16 protein-coding genes are annotated in these 14739 nt (G+C 45.5%); 2 read left to right on the forward strand and 14 right to left on the reverse strand.

Features of this window, described 5'->3' with window-relative positions; all coding sequences use genetic code 11:
- Positions 1-52 precede the first annotated feature (52 nt).
- From deoB to ASD40_RS27695, 8 genes are all read right to left on the reverse strand, one after another.
- On the reverse strand, positions 53-1228 hold the full coding sequence (gene deoB / locus ASD40_RS27660; protein ID WP_057306373.1) for a phosphopentomutase: 1176 nt from the start codon (positions 1226-1228) through the stop codon (positions 53-55).
- 106 nt (positions 1229-1334) lie between these two features.
- The gene (xerD, locus tag ASD40_RS27665; protein ID WP_057307055.1) at positions 1335-2231 is read right to left on the reverse strand and encodes a site-specific tyrosine recombinase XerD; all 897 of its coding nucleotides are present in this window, start codon (positions 2229-2231) and stop codon (positions 1335-1337) included.
- Between the two features lie 92 nt (positions 2232-2323).
- Positions 2324-2563, reverse strand: coding sequence for a DUF4227 family protein (locus tag ASD40_RS27670; RefSeq protein ID WP_057306374.1), 240 nt, complete (start codon positions 2561-2563; stop codon positions 2324-2326).
- 57 nt (positions 2564-2620) lie between these two features.
- Complete coding sequence (gene ald, locus ASD40_RS27675; protein ID WP_057307056.1) at positions 2621-3736, reverse strand: alanine dehydrogenase; 1116 nt, start codon at positions 3734-3736, stop codon at positions 2621-2623.
- A 182-nt stretch (positions 3737-3918) separates the two neighbouring features.
- The gene (gene fur / locus ASD40_RS27680; RefSeq protein ID WP_057306375.1) at positions 3919-4404 is read right to left on the reverse strand and encodes a ferric iron uptake transcriptional regulator; all 486 of its coding nucleotides are present in this window, start codon (positions 4402-4404) and stop codon (positions 3919-3921) included.
- A gap of 105 nt (positions 4405-4509) precedes the next feature.
- On the reverse strand, positions 4510-5151 hold the full coding sequence (gene spoIIM / locus ASD40_RS27685; protein WP_057306376.1) for a stage II sporulation protein M: 642 nt from the start codon (positions 5149-5151) through the stop codon (positions 4510-4512).
- A 61-nt stretch (positions 5152-5212) separates the two neighbouring features.
- The gene (locus ASD40_RS27690; RefSeq protein WP_057306377.1) at positions 5213-6391 is read right to left on the reverse strand and encodes an endonuclease Q family protein; all 1179 of its coding nucleotides are present in this window, start codon (positions 6389-6391) and stop codon (positions 5213-5215) included.
- Positions 6392-6946, reverse strand: a complete 555-nt coding sequence (locus ASD40_RS27695; protein ID WP_057306378.1) for an NUDIX hydrolase — start codon at positions 6944-6946, stop codon at positions 6392-6394.
- A 90-nt stretch (positions 6947-7036) separates the two neighbouring features.
- Between ASD40_RS27695 and mciZ the strand changes: the two genes are divergently transcribed.
- Positions 7037-7243: a Z-ring formation inhibitor MciZ gene (gene mciZ, locus ASD40_RS39525; RefSeq protein ID WP_442952730.1), complete on the forward strand. Its 207-nt coding sequence runs from the start codon at positions 7037-7039 to the stop codon at positions 7241-7243.
- Here mciZ and ASD40_RS27700 read toward each other — a convergent pair.
- Positions 7143-8258: a DUF3866 family protein gene (locus ASD40_RS27700; RefSeq protein ID WP_057306379.1), complete on the reverse strand. Its 1116-nt coding sequence runs from the start codon at positions 8256-8258 to the stop codon at positions 7143-7145. The two genes, mciZ and ASD40_RS27700, sit on opposite strands and share 101 nt — an antisense overlap.
- Positions 8259-8410: 152 nt before the next feature.
- Positions 8411-9541 carry a M20/M25/M40 family metallo-hydrolase gene (locus ASD40_RS27705; RefSeq protein ID WP_057306380.1) on the reverse strand — a complete coding sequence of 377 codons (1131 nt, stop codon included), beginning with the start codon at positions 9539-9541 and terminating at the stop codon, positions 8411-8413.
- Positions 9542-9563: 22 nt separating this feature from the next.
- On the opposite strand from ASD40_RS27705, the gene prli42 reads away from it, so the two are divergent.
- Positions 9564-9722 carry a stressosome-associated protein Prli42 gene (gene prli42, locus ASD40_RS37515; RefSeq protein WP_156390217.1) on the forward strand — a complete coding sequence of 53 codons (159 nt, stop codon included), beginning with the start codon at positions 9564-9566 and terminating at the stop codon, positions 9720-9722.
- A gap of 2 nt (positions 9723-9724) precedes the next feature.
- Here prli42 and ASD40_RS27710 read toward each other — a convergent pair whose 3' ends face one another.
- From ASD40_RS27710 to lpdA, 4 genes are all read right to left on the reverse strand, one after another.
- The gene (locus tag ASD40_RS27710; protein ID WP_057306381.1) at positions 9725-11074 is read right to left on the reverse strand and encodes a dihydrolipoamide acetyltransferase family protein; all 1350 of its coding nucleotides are present in this window, start codon (positions 11072-11074) and stop codon (positions 9725-9727) included.
- 55 nt (positions 11075-11129) lie between these two features.
- Positions 11130-12110 carry an alpha-ketoacid dehydrogenase subunit beta gene (locus tag ASD40_RS27715; protein WP_057306382.1) on the reverse strand — a complete coding sequence of 327 codons (981 nt, stop codon included), beginning with the start codon at positions 12108-12110 and terminating at the stop codon, positions 11130-11132.
- 3 nt (positions 12111-12113) lie between these two features.
- On the reverse strand, positions 12114-13124 hold the full coding sequence (locus tag ASD40_RS27720) for a thiamine pyrophosphate-dependent dehydrogenase E1 component subunit alpha (protein WP_057306383.1): 1011 nt from the start codon (positions 13122-13124) through the stop codon (positions 12114-12116).
- Positions 13125-13231: 107 nt separating this feature from the next.
- Positions 13232-14656: a dihydrolipoyl dehydrogenase gene (lpdA, locus tag ASD40_RS27725; protein WP_057306384.1), complete on the reverse strand. Its 1425-nt coding sequence runs from the start codon at positions 14654-14656 to the stop codon at positions 13232-13234.
- Between the last annotated feature and the right edge of the window lie 83 nt (positions 14657-14739).

Genomic DNA, 14739 nt, shown 5'->3' on the forward strand with positions numbered 1-14739 from the left:
GGATTCCTCCTAAGCGATTTCAGTTCACATAGACTGAGTATTTCGTAATCATTTATTTTAAAAGATGTAAGAAGCTCTCGCCTTGATCGGTTGCACTAACGCCAAAATTATCTGCGATGGTCGCTCCCAGATCAGCGAAGGTTCCGCGGATACCAAGCGAAGCAGGGGATTGGAAGCTTGGGCTGTATAACAAAACAGGCACATATTCGCGCGTATGATCGGTTCCCGGATGCACAGGATCATTGCCATGATCCGCCGTAAGGATTAGTAGATCCTTCGGTCCTAGACCCGCTTTGAGCTGAGGCACATAAGCATCAAACTCCTCCAGTGATCTTCCATAGCCCTCAGGATCACGACGATGCCCAAACAACGAGTCAAAATCGACAAGATTCGTAAAAGCGAGTCCTTTAAACGACGAGCCCAGTACCTCTATCGTCTTCTGAATACCATCTAAATTACTTTTTGTTGATGTGGCTTTTGTAACACCTTCACCATCGAAAATGTCATTAATTTTCCCAATCGCAATCACATCATATCCAGCATCCTTCAAATGATTCATGACCGTTGGCGCTGGCGGTTTCACGGCATAGTCATGGCGATTCGGAGTACGTTTGAAAGCGCCAGGCTCCCCGAGGTACGGTCTAGCAATGACTCTGCCCACCGCAAACTCATCCTGCATGGTCAACCTTCTGGCAATCTTGCATGCCCGATACAGCTCTTCTAGCGGAATGACGTCTTCATGCGCAGCTAGTTGAAATACACTATCCGCAGATGTATAAACGATCCAATCCCCTGTTTTCATCTGCTCTTCTCCGAGCTCGTCTAAAATTTCAGTGCCTGAGGCCGGCTTATTTCCAATGACTTTACGCCCTGTCTCCTGCTCAAATTGAGAAATCAATTTTTCTGGAAATCCATCCGGAAATACATTAAATGGGGTATTAATTCGAAGCCCCATCAATTCCCAGTGGCCTGTCATCGTGTCTTTCCCAACAGACACCTCAGCCATTTTCCCATAATAACCTTCTGGTGAATCAGTTGCAGGAATCCCTTTAATATCAGCTATGCTCCCAAGTCCCATTCGCTGTAAATTAGGGAGTGCAAATCCGCTTACTCTCTCTGCAATATGTCCTAGTGTGTGAGCGCCACTATCGCCAAACTGCTTGGCATCCGGTAATTCGCCGATGCCTACACTATCCAATACAATTAAACATATACGTTCAAAGCGCACTCTTGTCCCTCCAAATCAATTCCTAATGTCATCCACCCTCGATTATCTCACTTCCACTCTATGAATGCAAAACAGCAGCTTCCCCTAGGGAAATGCCGCTGTAAGGTTATAATTTCGCTCTTGGATGTGCAAGGTTGTAAACCTCTTTCATTTTGAGCTTGGTGACTTGAACATACATTTGTGTCGAGGAAATATCGGAATGTCCCAGCATTTCTTGAACCGATCTCAGATCTGCGCCATTTTCAATTAAATGGGCAGCAAAAGAATGCCTTAAGGCATGAGGTGTTATCTCATTCGCGATATTCATCTCATTTGCATATTTTTTTAAAATCTTCCAAAACCCTTGCCTCGTCATCCTTGTTCCCAAGTGTCCGATAAATAAGGCTTCTTCATCCGCCGTTTTTTTCAACAACTTCATCCGATAATTATGTATATAGGTCGTTAAACACCGAATGGCGATTGAGCTAAGAGGAATGTTACGTTCTTTATCCGCTTTCCCTATACAGCGGATGAAGCCCATTTGCAAATTGATATCCGTTACATTCAGAGAAATGAGCTCCGATACTCGGATCCCAGTCGCATAGAGCAATTCCAGCATGGCCTTATCACGCGCGCCGCTCACATGCTCAGGTTGTGGTGCATCAAGGAGCTTCTCTACCTCTCCAATCGACAGCACTTTAGGAAGCTTTTTTTCCAGCTTGGGAGCATCAACATAAATACTTGGATCAGAATCCATTACACGTTCTTTCACTAAATATTGATAAAGTGCTCGAATGGAAACCATATTGCGAGACAAGGTTGCTGATGCTCGTCCGAGCATTTTCATCTGCGATAAGTATCCAGCAATGTGAGTTTTCCCTGTGTCTTTCCAAGCCGTAATGCCTTGCTGTTGTAGATAATCAACAAATTGCTGTAGGTCTCTCTCATAGGATTCCAACGTATTCCGGGATAGTCCCCGTTCAACTGACAAAAATCGGATGAAGGATTGCAAGTCTTTCGTCATCATGCCGATATACTCCTTCGTTATCATGCCATATCTTCATACCGAATAGCATTCAACGATTCCAGTGCGAACTCCTCTTTTTTACGCTTTCTTTATTCCCCATACCAATAAAATAAACGCAAACGGTCACTCATTGTTCCTGTATCCGAAACCGAAGTATGCTCGTGATGGCCAAACACCTTAACGGACTTTCCCGTTGGTGTTCTGTATTTGTTCACAGGCTGAATCCAACCCGTTAGAACAAGCATAACTTGATATAGAATCACAGTCAAAGTCATAAATAGTAAAATAAAGCGTAAGCGAACAATTAGTTTTCGATATGAAAATATCATAGCCAGTCCTCATTTCTATCCCCTTTTTATGATCAGGATATGAGGCTTGGTCTATGATTATGACAGATCGGACAACTTCACATACGGCTTTCCTAGTGCTTCAGCCACTGCGGGGTGCGTTACACTCCCTTTGTAGGTATTCACACCTAATTGGAGTGCGTAATTAGCAGCTACAGCCTGTTCAAAACCTTTATTGGCAAGCTCCATGGCATAAGGTATCGTCACATTGGTTAACCCCAGTGTTGAAGTTCTCGGAACGGCACCAGGCATATTGGCAACAGCATAATGCAGTACGCCATGTTTCTCATAGGTGGGATTACTGTGCGTTGTCACACGGTCAATCGTTTCAATCGATCCACCTTGGTCCACGGCAACATCTACAATCACAGCGCCTGGCTTCATGCTTTGAACCATTGCTTCCGTTACTAATCTTGGAGCTCTAGCTCCAGGTATAAGAACAGCGCCAATTAATAAATCCGCCTTCTGTACAGCACTCGCAATATTATAAGGATTAGAAATCAATGTTCGCAGTCTTCCCCCGAATATGTCGTCCAGAGCTCTCATCCGATCGGCACTCCGTTCAATAATGACAACATTAGCTCCAAGTCCGAGCGCCATTTTGGCCGCATTCGTTCCAACGATCCCTCCGCCCAAAATAATGACATCGGCTGGCGGCACTCCGGGTACACCACCCAATAAAATTCCGCGTCCCCCATAGAATTTTTCCAAAAAATGGGCGCCAATTTGTACCGACATCCGGCCAGCGACTTCACTCATCGGTGTCAAAAGCGGCAATGAGCCATTCGGAAGTTGAATCGTTTCGTAGGCAATCCCTGTCACTTTCTTGTTAAGCAAATGTTCAGCCAAGTCTCCTGCCGCTGCCAAATGCAAATAGGTGAACAACATCTGCCCTTCCCGGAAATAACCATACTCTGCTGGTAAAGGTTCCTTAACTTTCATAATCATATCGCTGAGAGCCCATACCTCAGCAGCCTCCGCGACAATAACGGCACCTTCGCGAGCATAGTCCTCATCACCGAAGCCGCTGCCAACACCAGCCCCAGTTTCAACAAACACTTGATGTCCTGCCATCAAGAGCATACCCGCTCCTCCAGGCGTTAAAGCTACTCTGTTTTCATTGTTTTTGATTTCTTTTGGAACGCCGACTACAATAGGTTGCTGAGTCATAGTTGCTACCTTCTTCCTTATTATCACTAAACATAATGTGCCATCCTTCTATACGAATTATGTGAGTTAATATCCGACTTTTCTTATTACCTAGTATATGAAAAGAACACAAAAATGCCTGTATGCACAGGGTGTGCTTACAGGCATTTTCATTGTATAAACAGCTTCTATTCCGAAACTGTTATTTTAGATTTGTCCAATGAGTCCGGTTTGCCTCGATCGTTACAGCGATAGCATATACCTTGAAAATCAAGTCGATGATCTAGCACTTGAAAATGAAAATCTTGCTCTAACCGTTCTTCCAAAGGTCCGAGCCAATCTTCCATAATTTCATCTACGGCTCCGCATTGCACGCAGATTAAGTGATGGTGATGATGACGTGTACTGTCGTCACGTAAATCGTAACGAGCGACACCGTCGCCAAAATTCATTTTTTCCAAGACATGCAGCTCACTCAGCAGCTCTAAAGTTCGGTAAACTGTTGCCAATCCGATCTCTGGAGCCTTGTCCTTCACAAGCATAAACACATCTTCAGCGCTTAAATGATCTTGTTCATTCTCTAAAAGTACGCGTACTGTCGCTTCCCGTTGAGGGGTTAGTTTGTACCCTTGGGATTGCAATTGCTGCTTAATCTTCTCGATCCTTGCTTCCATATGCCTCCCCCTCAGAAAGGTGGGCATCCAAGCCCAGTTTTAGCCACTCTTTTTATTATAGGGGGAGCTGACTGACAAAGTCAAACAGAAACATAAGTGGATCTCTTATCCATATAGGCCAACTAGCATAGGCGTTACCCATTTCATCATCAATTGTGACATATATCCTTCCCAAAGCGCTGCTCCAAGGAGGAATACCCCCATCAAGAGGGTTAGCGTTGTATATCGCATAAAGGGCTGGTATATGTTACCATTTCGGCTCATGAAGCGATTTTTGATCATATATATGGAGAACGCCATAGCCGCTACACTGCAGAATAGGATAGCCGGAATAACAATCAGGTTCTGCGGCGCAACGGAAACAAGCGCAAATAACATGCCCTTCCATGACATTTGGCCGACCAGATACCCAACCGTAAACCCAATTAGCACACCTTTGAGAAAGTCCAAAACGAGAATCAGCGGCAGCCCGACAATAGACAAACCAAAGAGCCATATCAACAAAATCCACTTCATATGCATGCCGAAAGCTTGAACGAACGATTGCCTGCTGTCAAACTCGGCACCTTCGTTAATTTCATGAAAAAAACTACCCAAATGACGAGTCATTTCTTGCTTTTGCTCCAAAGAAAGTGCATTCACCATCACGGCGCCGAACACGACCCCTATGATGAAAAGAACGGAGACGAATATAAATAGCGGCAAATTATCCTTCATATATTGTTTCATCGTTAGGTTCCTATTCATCTTGCTGCTCCTTCCTTGTGTCAACCTCTACAAAGACAAGCTTATGAGCGAGTATTGGAAACTATGAACGATTTTTAACTTTGCCGTATTTACCCCCGCCGCCAACTTCAAGCTGTAAGGTGCCCTCTCGCGCTTTTACAATATAAGAAGCAATTTCTTCACCAATTTCACTTGCAAGCTCTTCCGGTGTCGTGCGATGCAGCACATTCATTTCCGTTCCGAAGCGGCGAAGCAGTTGTTCAAGCTTCTTAGGCCCGAGCCCTGGGATAAATTCTAGTGGAACTTGATACTGATACGGAGGTCGATAAGACGGAAGGAAAGCTTTTTCACGGTCTGCTAAGTTCAGGATCCGATCCATGACTCCTCTAATAATTTTATTGCTGCCACAGTCGGCACAGCGCTGGACAGTCGTTTCACTTTCATCCAAAACGGATTCACATAAGCTGCAATAGGTTCGGTGGTATTTCCCAAGCCGTGGATTAAGGCCGTAGTTAGCTATTATACCGCGTTCCTCTTGACGATGCAGCGCTTTAACGAGTTCCTCATACGTAGGGGCAGCCAGCTTCATTTCGTTGTACTCACGTCCGATTTTGCCAAGAGAGTGTGCATCTGAGTTCGTAACGAATGTGAACGGGTCAAGCTCCGAAATTAAACCGGCCATATCGGAATCAGAACTAAGACCAAGCTCGACAGCAGAGATACCATTAAGATCTAGAAGGTACTTCATCTTAGAAGTCGCACTTCCATACACACTTTTATGTGGAGTAAAAATATGCGCAGGTATTAGGATACCCCCCCTGCCTAGCACTTCTTCTTGAAGTACGCGAGCGGGTACATAAATGCGTTGAGAGCTTAGCTCCACATTTTTCATGTGCCCCTTCATCCATTGCGTGAACCCCTGCATCACTTTCAGATTAGGCATATAGGCAAGCAAATGGGCCGGGCCCATGCCTGGATCCCGCACCTCAATTTCACTGCCCAACATAATCGTCGTGTCCTGATACCGGATGCCGCCGCCCTCCAGCTCCTCCATCTCACCCCGATCCAAGTACGTCATAATGTCATCCTGAACAGAAGGCGAGTGACAATCGATAATACCGATGATGTCCATTCCTTTTCTAACAGCAGCTTCCTGCGCAATATTGAAGAAAGTCAGGTCATTCGAAGCGCTAATCTTAATCGCTTGTCCCTTCTCTGATCGACCTATGTGAATATGGAGATCAACATAATAAGCATTCATTTAGATTTGACCCGTTAAAAGATACAGCTGCCAAGCGTAAACAGCCATAATCGTCTTCGCGTCGCTAATTCGCCCTTCACGTATGTACTGCTGTGCTTGTTCCAAAGTAATCGATTCGCATTCGAGGAATTCATCCTCATCCGGATTCGCTTCGCCCTTTACCAAATCTTCTGCGAGATAGAGATGAATGATTTCATCCGCGAAACCTGGCGAGGTATAGAAGGAACTAACCAGCTTCATATTATCCGTGCGATAACCCGTTTCTTCCTCTAATTCGCGTAAAGCTGCCTTTAGCGGCTCCTCACCTGCATCCAGCTTACCGGCCGGGATCTCGACCTGACTTTTCTCCAGCGGCTTTCGATATTGTTCTACAACGATCATTTTATCTCCTAATAGCGGAATAACAGCTACAGCGCCGGGGTGTTTTACGATTTCACGTGTTGCAATCTCCCCATTTGGCAGCTTCACATGATCCACCTGCAACGAAATGATTTTACCTTTGAAAATAGATTCAGTCTTAACCGTTATTTCTTCGAATTTTTTGTGTAATATCATACGAACACCTCACCCTTGTTAAAGTTGGTCTAACTTGTCCCATTCATGCATATCGTTCATTATATCAAAATTTCACCTGAAAAGAGGAAAATGGATATGAAGAGCTATGTAACCGACCGTCAAATTCGACTTGTAGGGAAGGCCTGGGAAATCAAACGTCAATTGCAGTTGATGCTGCAGCAAGGTGGGAATACCATTACACTAATGGATTATGTAACTGGCTTGCACAATCCGCAGCCGCACAAATCGCTTGGAAATAAACCGGGTCCTGCGATAATCCCCTTCCCATCGAGGTAATGGGCTGTGGATACTGCGAAAAAGCTTCAGCGATTTCCGCAATCGATGGACTCGGCATGGCTTCTATTTGATGCAACTGCAGGTTCTGCGCTTGTTTTTGCACAATAGCATTTTCCTTAACGCCCAAAATTGGGAGAGGCACTACAGCCGGACATCTCGCTGCCAGCTGCAACGCAGTAAGCGTATGATGACTAATGCCCTGATGCCGAATCCTAGGATCAGCAAAAGAAATTCTAGGGATGACCACTGGAATCCCGCCTAAAGCGGATACAGCATTCACGAGCTCACCAACCTCAAGACCCGAGAAACCGTATCGGGTATTCGTTCCCACGATGCCTGGTCCCATAGTTACAAGACTGATATCTGCATTCACTGCATTCTTAGCTGCAACTAATGCACTAAATTTGTTAACCGCCTCCACCTTACCTCCGTAGGCTTGACCATAAGTAATGGTTGTTTTAAGCCATTCCATTCCCTCAAGTATCGCCACATGCTCACTCCATGCGAGTGGAAGAGCCCCCCCATCTGTCATGATATAGGCGACCTCCAAAGCACGATCAGATAAATTTCTTTGTTGATGCCGATATCTGAGCCAGCATATCACGACAGGCAGCATACTGTGCAATTCTCCCAGCAAGACGGGCATCCCCTCTAGATTCATGTCACCTTGAAATGAAGAATGAAACGAGCTAGCAGGCTCTTCAATAGCGAGCACACTTCGCTGCATTGGGGTATATTTGAGCTTCATAATGTGTCCATTTGATGATGTAGATGCTGAATCGTGATCCGATCCTCGGTCGCGAACGGATATTACGATATGAAATCCCCCTGAACCTAACCTCAGCTTCATGGCAGTTACATTTAAGTCAACCAGGTCCCCAGGAGTTAACAAAGGTAATGTATCCGTGTAGTGTACAGCATGCTCAAGCTCACCGCTTCGCATTTGTACAGTGACAATCTGTAGTCCCTCTCTAACTGAAATAATTTCCGCAACCGTACCCTCATCCCGTATCATCAAGCCAGTTTCCCCTTCCTGGACGTGTCTTACTCGAAGCATATGAGGATTGATTTCGTTTTACCCCAATTAATCGGTAGAATGACTGAAAAAAACCGACCAGCCATGCCATGTCATTGGCAGACTAATCGGTTCTCTAGAAAAGTGGTGAATTAAACTTTCGCAGCTTCCTTCACGAGAGCAACGAGTAATTCAGCCGTTTTGACTAAATCACTGATGGCAATATGTTCTTTTGTTGTATGAATTTCATGATAACCAACAGCGAGATTAACGGTTGGAATGCCCATTCCGTTGAAGATATTCGCATCACTGCCGCCGCCGGAGTGGAAGGTTCGAGCTGTCAATCCGAGGGTTGAGAGTGCTCTAGCGGTCAATTGTACAATAGGAGCAGAGTCATCATGCATATAGGAAGCATATACAATATCCGCGTTAAACTCGCAAGTAGTGCCAGCATCAGCTGCTGCTGATTCGCAAGCTTCTTTCATCGCGGCGATTTGAGCTTCCAGCTTATGCTGAACAATGCTGCGTGCTTCCGCTTCCATCTTCACTTTATCGCATACCACGTTCAAAGGACCTACGCCTGAGAAACTGCCAATATTCGCAGTCGTTTCGTTGTCAATTCGACCGAGCGACATACGCGAAACTGCTTTACTCGCTACTTGGATGGCACTGATGCCGTCTTCAGGATTAACACCGGCATGAGCTGACTTTCCGTGGAAAATAATTTCAATTTCTGCACGTCCAGGCGCTGCTGTTGCGATATCGCCAATGGCACCGTTAGAATCAAGTGCAAAGCCGAACTCAGCTTCCATAACGCTGCGATCCATGGCGCGGGCGCCTTTCAGACCGCTCTCTTCCCCTGCCGTAATAACGAATTGAATGCGGCCATGTGGAATGTTTTGCTCTTTTAACACTTGAATGCCTTCGATCATCGCCGCGATACCCGCTTTATCATCGCTGCCAAGGATCGTCGTTCCATCGCTGCGGATATAGCCATCATCGCCAATTTGCGGCTTGATACCTTTCCCAGGAGCTACCGTATCCATATGAGAAGTGAAGAAAATAGTCGGAATTGCTGCGTTGCTGTCCGTTGCTTCAAGTGTACAGATCAAATTCCCTGATCCATGGCCGCTTTTCGCCATCGAATTATCTTCTACAACATGCAACCCTAAACGACTGAACTTTTCTTTAAGAACGACACAAATCTCTTGCTCAAATCGGGTCTCGCTGTCTACTTGCACAAGGGAGATAAACTCTTCCACCAAACGATTTTGCTGAATCATGTACTTTCCTCCGATACACTCTATGAGTTACAATAAAACCGTACAAGCTTTTTCACGAAAAAGGAGTGAATCTTCATTGTTACAGAATAAGCGTTGGTTTAAAATCGTGATTTACCTAATGCTGATCACGATGCTGCTATCAAGCATATTGTTTACTGCGGGATTATTTTTTGATTCATAGTTTTAATAAATCTTTGTATCCGCGTTATAACTTTCTAAATTTTCTTTCACTCTCTGTAGGAACCGGCCACAGATGACACCGTCAAGAATACGGTGATCCAGTGACAGACAAAGGTTAACCATCGAACGAACCGCAATCATATCTTGAATAACGACGGGCTTCTTCACAATCGATTCGAAGGTCACAATAGCTGCTTGCGGGTAGTTGATGATCGGATAAGACAGAATCGAGCCGAAGGAGCCTGTATTATTTACAGTAAATGTCCCGCCAACCATATCATTCAACGATAATTTCCCCGCACGTGTTTTCTTCGTCAATTCATCAATTTCTCTGGCTAGTCCTGCGATATTTTTTTGATCCGCTTTTTTGATGACTGGCGTCAAGACCGAATCTTCCGTTCCGACAGACAACGAAATGTTAATATCGCGTTTCACGATAATTTTATCTACGGCCCAGACGGAGTTGATGATCGGGTAATCCTTAATAGCATTGACGACCGCTTTCAGCATGAATGCCAAGTACGTTAAGTTAATGCCTTCTCGGCGCATAAACTCGTCTTTCACTTTATTCCGCAGAACAACAAGATTCGTTACATCGACCTCAATCATTGTCCATGCATGCGGAATTTCTGTTACACTCTGGCGCATTTTTGAAGCAATGGCATTGCGCATTGGTGTAACGTCAATGAAATGCTCATTGCGAGCGTCTAATGAATGTCCTTCCGCTTCAATCAACGGCGTTTGCGGACTGGCGGATAAATGGATGCCAGAGCTGCGAACAGGCTGGTGGGCCTGCTGCGGAACCACAGGTGGAGCGGTTTGTGGAGCAACAGGAGATGCAGGTTGATTCGTTTGCACGGCGGCAGGAGCTGCATTAGCTCCACCAGAGGCGATGAATTGCTCAACGTCCTTACGCGTAATTCTTCCGCCAAGCCCCGTTCCTGCAACACGAGACAAATCTATGCGATTGTCTTGTGCAAGCCGGTGTACAGCTGGTGAATAACGACCGCGCATGCTTTGATCTGAGTCTTCAGCCAGTTCAGTTCCAGTATGACTAGCAGCTGCAGCGGTTGATGGTCCGTTCGCTAAAGCTGCACCCGGCTCTTCAATTAAACAAATGGCTTCGCCAACAGCAGCTGTCTCGCCGTCACCGACAATAATTTTTACAAGTGTGCCTTCAATGGGTGAAGGCATTTCCGTATTCACTTTCTCTGTGAAAAGCTCACAAAGCACATCGTATTGTTCGATATAATCACCTGGCTTCTTGAGCCATTTGCCTATTGTAGCCGAAACAAGGCTCTCCGCTAGATGCGGGACTGTGACCTCGGTTAGTCGGCTGTTGGTTTGGTTCATGGGTGTACCTCCTAAGTTCAGGACATGATCAATGAAAGGATATTAGATGTGTAAATTAGAACATAGCAAGCTGGTGCATGGCATCCTTCAGCTTATCTGCATTGAGCAGAAAAAATTTCTCCATCGGTGGATTGCTGCCAACTGCCGGAACGTCTGGGCCGCAAAGTCTTGCGATAGGCGCATCGAGCTCGAACAGCATTTCTTCGGCGATAATCGCCGACACTTCAGCACCAACGCCGCCTGTTTTGTTGTCTTCATGGGCGATGAGCACTTTGCCTGTTTTCCTAGCAGCCTCCAAAATAGCTTCTTTGTCTAGCGGCTGTAGCGAACGCAGGTCGAGTACATGCGCGGAAATGCCTTCCTTCGCAAGCTCTTCAGCTGCTTGTAATGCATAATTGACAACCATACCGTAGGCGATGACTGTAATGTCTGTGCCCTGGCGCTTGATGTCGGCCTTGCCGATCGGCACGATGTAGTCGTCATCTGGCACGTCCGCAGATAACGCCAGATAGCACTTCTTGTGCTCGAAGAATAACACAGGATCGGCATCTCGGATTGCTGCCTTCAGCAGCCCCTTCGCATCATATGGATTCGAAGGCGCTACGATTTTAACACCCGGCGTGCCAAAGAAAACAGATTCAGGACATTGGGAATGGTACAAGGCACCTGCCCCGGTCGCTCCATATGGAGCACGAATGACGATCGGGCAAGTCCAATCATTATTAGAACGATAACGAATCTTAGCCGCTTCACTAAGAATTTGATTCGTTGCTGGGAAGATGAAATCAGCAAACTGAATTTCGGCGATCGGTTTCATCCCATACATCGCAGCACCAATAGCCACGCCTACAATGGCAGACTCCGCTAGCGGCGTGTCTAGAACTCGCTCTTCACCAAACAAATCACGCAGCCCTTTGGTCGTGTTCAAGACACCACCCTTACCAACATCTTCACCAAGTACGAAGACGTTATCATCCTGCTGCATTTCCTCCTGCATGGCAGAACGGATTGCTTCCAAATATGTAATTACAGCCATAATTTATTGGTCATCTCCTTCTGCATAAACATGAAGGAGCGTATCTTCCGGTTTCGGATAAGGCGCGAGATCCGCATACTTTGTAGCTTCATTAATCTCTTGCTTTTGCCGTTCCTGAAGGTCACGATCCTGATCATCACTCCATAGACCGCATTCCATTAAATATTCTTTGAATTTAAGGATGCCGTCTTTTTGACGGTTCTGTTCAACTTCTTCTTTCGTCCGGTACAGCATGTCATCATCCGACGTTGAATGAGGCATGAGTCGATAAGAAATCATTTCGATGAGCGTTGGACCTTCGCCACGAACGGCTCTTTCTCTTGCTTCCTTCGTCACCCGATACATTTCTAATACATCGCTGCCATCTACTTGAATACCTGGGAAACCATACCCGAGCGCACGATCCGCGATTTTTCCTGCCACTTGTTTATGAAGAGGAACAGAAATCGCGTATTGATTATTTTCACAAACGAAAATAACAGGAAGCTTATGTACACCCGCGAAATTACAGCCCTCGTGGAAATCCCCTTGATTGCTGGAGCCTTCACCGAAGGAAACAAAGGTGGCGAAGTCTTGCTTTTTCATTTTGGCTGCAAGCGCGATACCAGCAGCATGCGGAACTTGAGTCGTAACAGGGGACGACCCTGTGACGATATGATTTTTCTTATCGCCAAAGTGACCAGCCATTTGTCTTCCACCGCTGTTAACGTCTTCTGCTTTGCAAAAAACCGCCAGCATTAAATCCCTTACTGTCATGCCGACAGATAGTACGAACGCATAGTCACGATAATACGGCAAAAAATAATCTTTTTGCGCTTTCATCGCAAAAGCCATCCCTACTTGACCCGCATATTGTCCCATACCAGATACGTGAAAAGGTATTTTACCTGCGCGTTGAAGCATGAAAGCTCGCTCATCATATTTAGCAGCAAGACTCATGACTGTATACATACGAACGGCTTCGTCGTCAGACAAACCTAAACTTCTATGTTTATATAGTTGACCAATAGACATGGAGGTTGCCTCCTTTAGAAATTTTAAGTACCACATAAATTATTACCTGGTCCTAGTACTTGACTCTATATGCTTATTATAAACGCAAATGTTTATGATTACAATTTTTATCCGCTAATTGCAATCCCATCCACGGCCAGCATTGCTTCTCCTAATGCTTCTGATAAAGTGGGATGCGGATGAATGGTTTGTCCCACTTCCCAAGGCGTCGCATTCAGTACCTGTGCAAGTGCTGCTTCAGATATGCTGTTAGTCACATGCGGTCCAATCATATGTACACCAAGAATGTCATTCGTTTCGCTATCTGCTATAACCTTTACGAAGCCGTCTGTATCTCCATATACAAGTGCTTTCCCAATCCCTTTGAAGCTGAATTTGCCAATTTTCACTTTGTGTCCTTGGAGGGCGGCCTGTTGTTCGGTCCAACCAACACTAGCTATTTCCGGTCTTGTATATGTACATCTTGAAACGAGATGCGCTTGCAGCTCATGCGGAGTTTGACCAGCCAGGTGTTCAGCTGCCAGAATCCCTTCATGACCGGCCATATGAGCCAGCATAAGTCCTCCAATAACGTCGCCAACCGCATAGATATGTGATTCCGTCGTTTGCATGAACCGATTCACACGAATGACACCTTTATCTATTTTAATATCCGTATTTTCAAGTCCGATTCCCTCAATATTCGCTATTCGGCCAACAGAAACAAGCACCTTATCTGCTGTTAATTCAACAATTTCCCCTTGCTTGTCCGCTTGTAAAGTAACACTGCCTTCCGTTACCTTAACGGAATCAGGAAGCACTTTTGCTCCAGTAACCAAAGTAATGCCGCGTTTCTTAAACAAGCGCTCCAGCTCTTTGGAGATATCCGCATCCTCTAAGCTCACTAATCGTTTATCCAGTTCAACTATGGTAACCGCTACGCCAAAATCGCTCAGCATCGAAGCCCATTCTACGCCAATCACACCGCCACCTACAATGATGATTGACTTCGGAAGGTTCTCCATACGCAAAGCGTCTTCACTCGTTAAAATATGGGTACCATCGATCTCTAAACCTGGTAAACTACGCGGTCTGGAACCTGTAGCAATGATCAAATTACTCGATAGAAGCGTTTCGATATCCCCGTCTTCCTTCTCTACAGAAACAGCACCGCTGCGTGGTGAAAAGATAGAAGGCCCAATAATGCGTCCATTGCCGTAATGGACCGTGATTTTATTTTTCTTCATCAGGAATTGCAGTCCTTGATGCAGTTGATCAACAATACGTTGCTTACGGTTAAGCACACTGTCAAACTTTACTTCGATGGATTCAGCAGAAATGCCATATTCCTCACTTTTCTTCATTGTTGCGTATACTTCCGCACTCCGAAGGAGAGATTTACTTGGAATACAGCCTTGATGTAAACAAGTGCCTCCAAGCTTGTCCCTTTCCACGACAGCTACAGTTTTCCCTAATTGTGCTGCCCGTATAGCCGCGGTATAACCTCCAATACCACCACCAAGTACGACGACATCATATCTATGTTCACTCATTATGTATTTCCTCCCTATTAAGCGTTCACTACCTCATATGTATACACTTCACTCTATTATATTACCCTTTTTTGGTCACCAAA

The sequence above is a fragment of the Paenibacillus sp. Root444D2 genome, assembly GCF_001426375.1.
Classification (GTDB): Bacteria; Bacillota; Bacilli; order Paenibacillales; family NBRC-103111; genus Paenibacillus_E.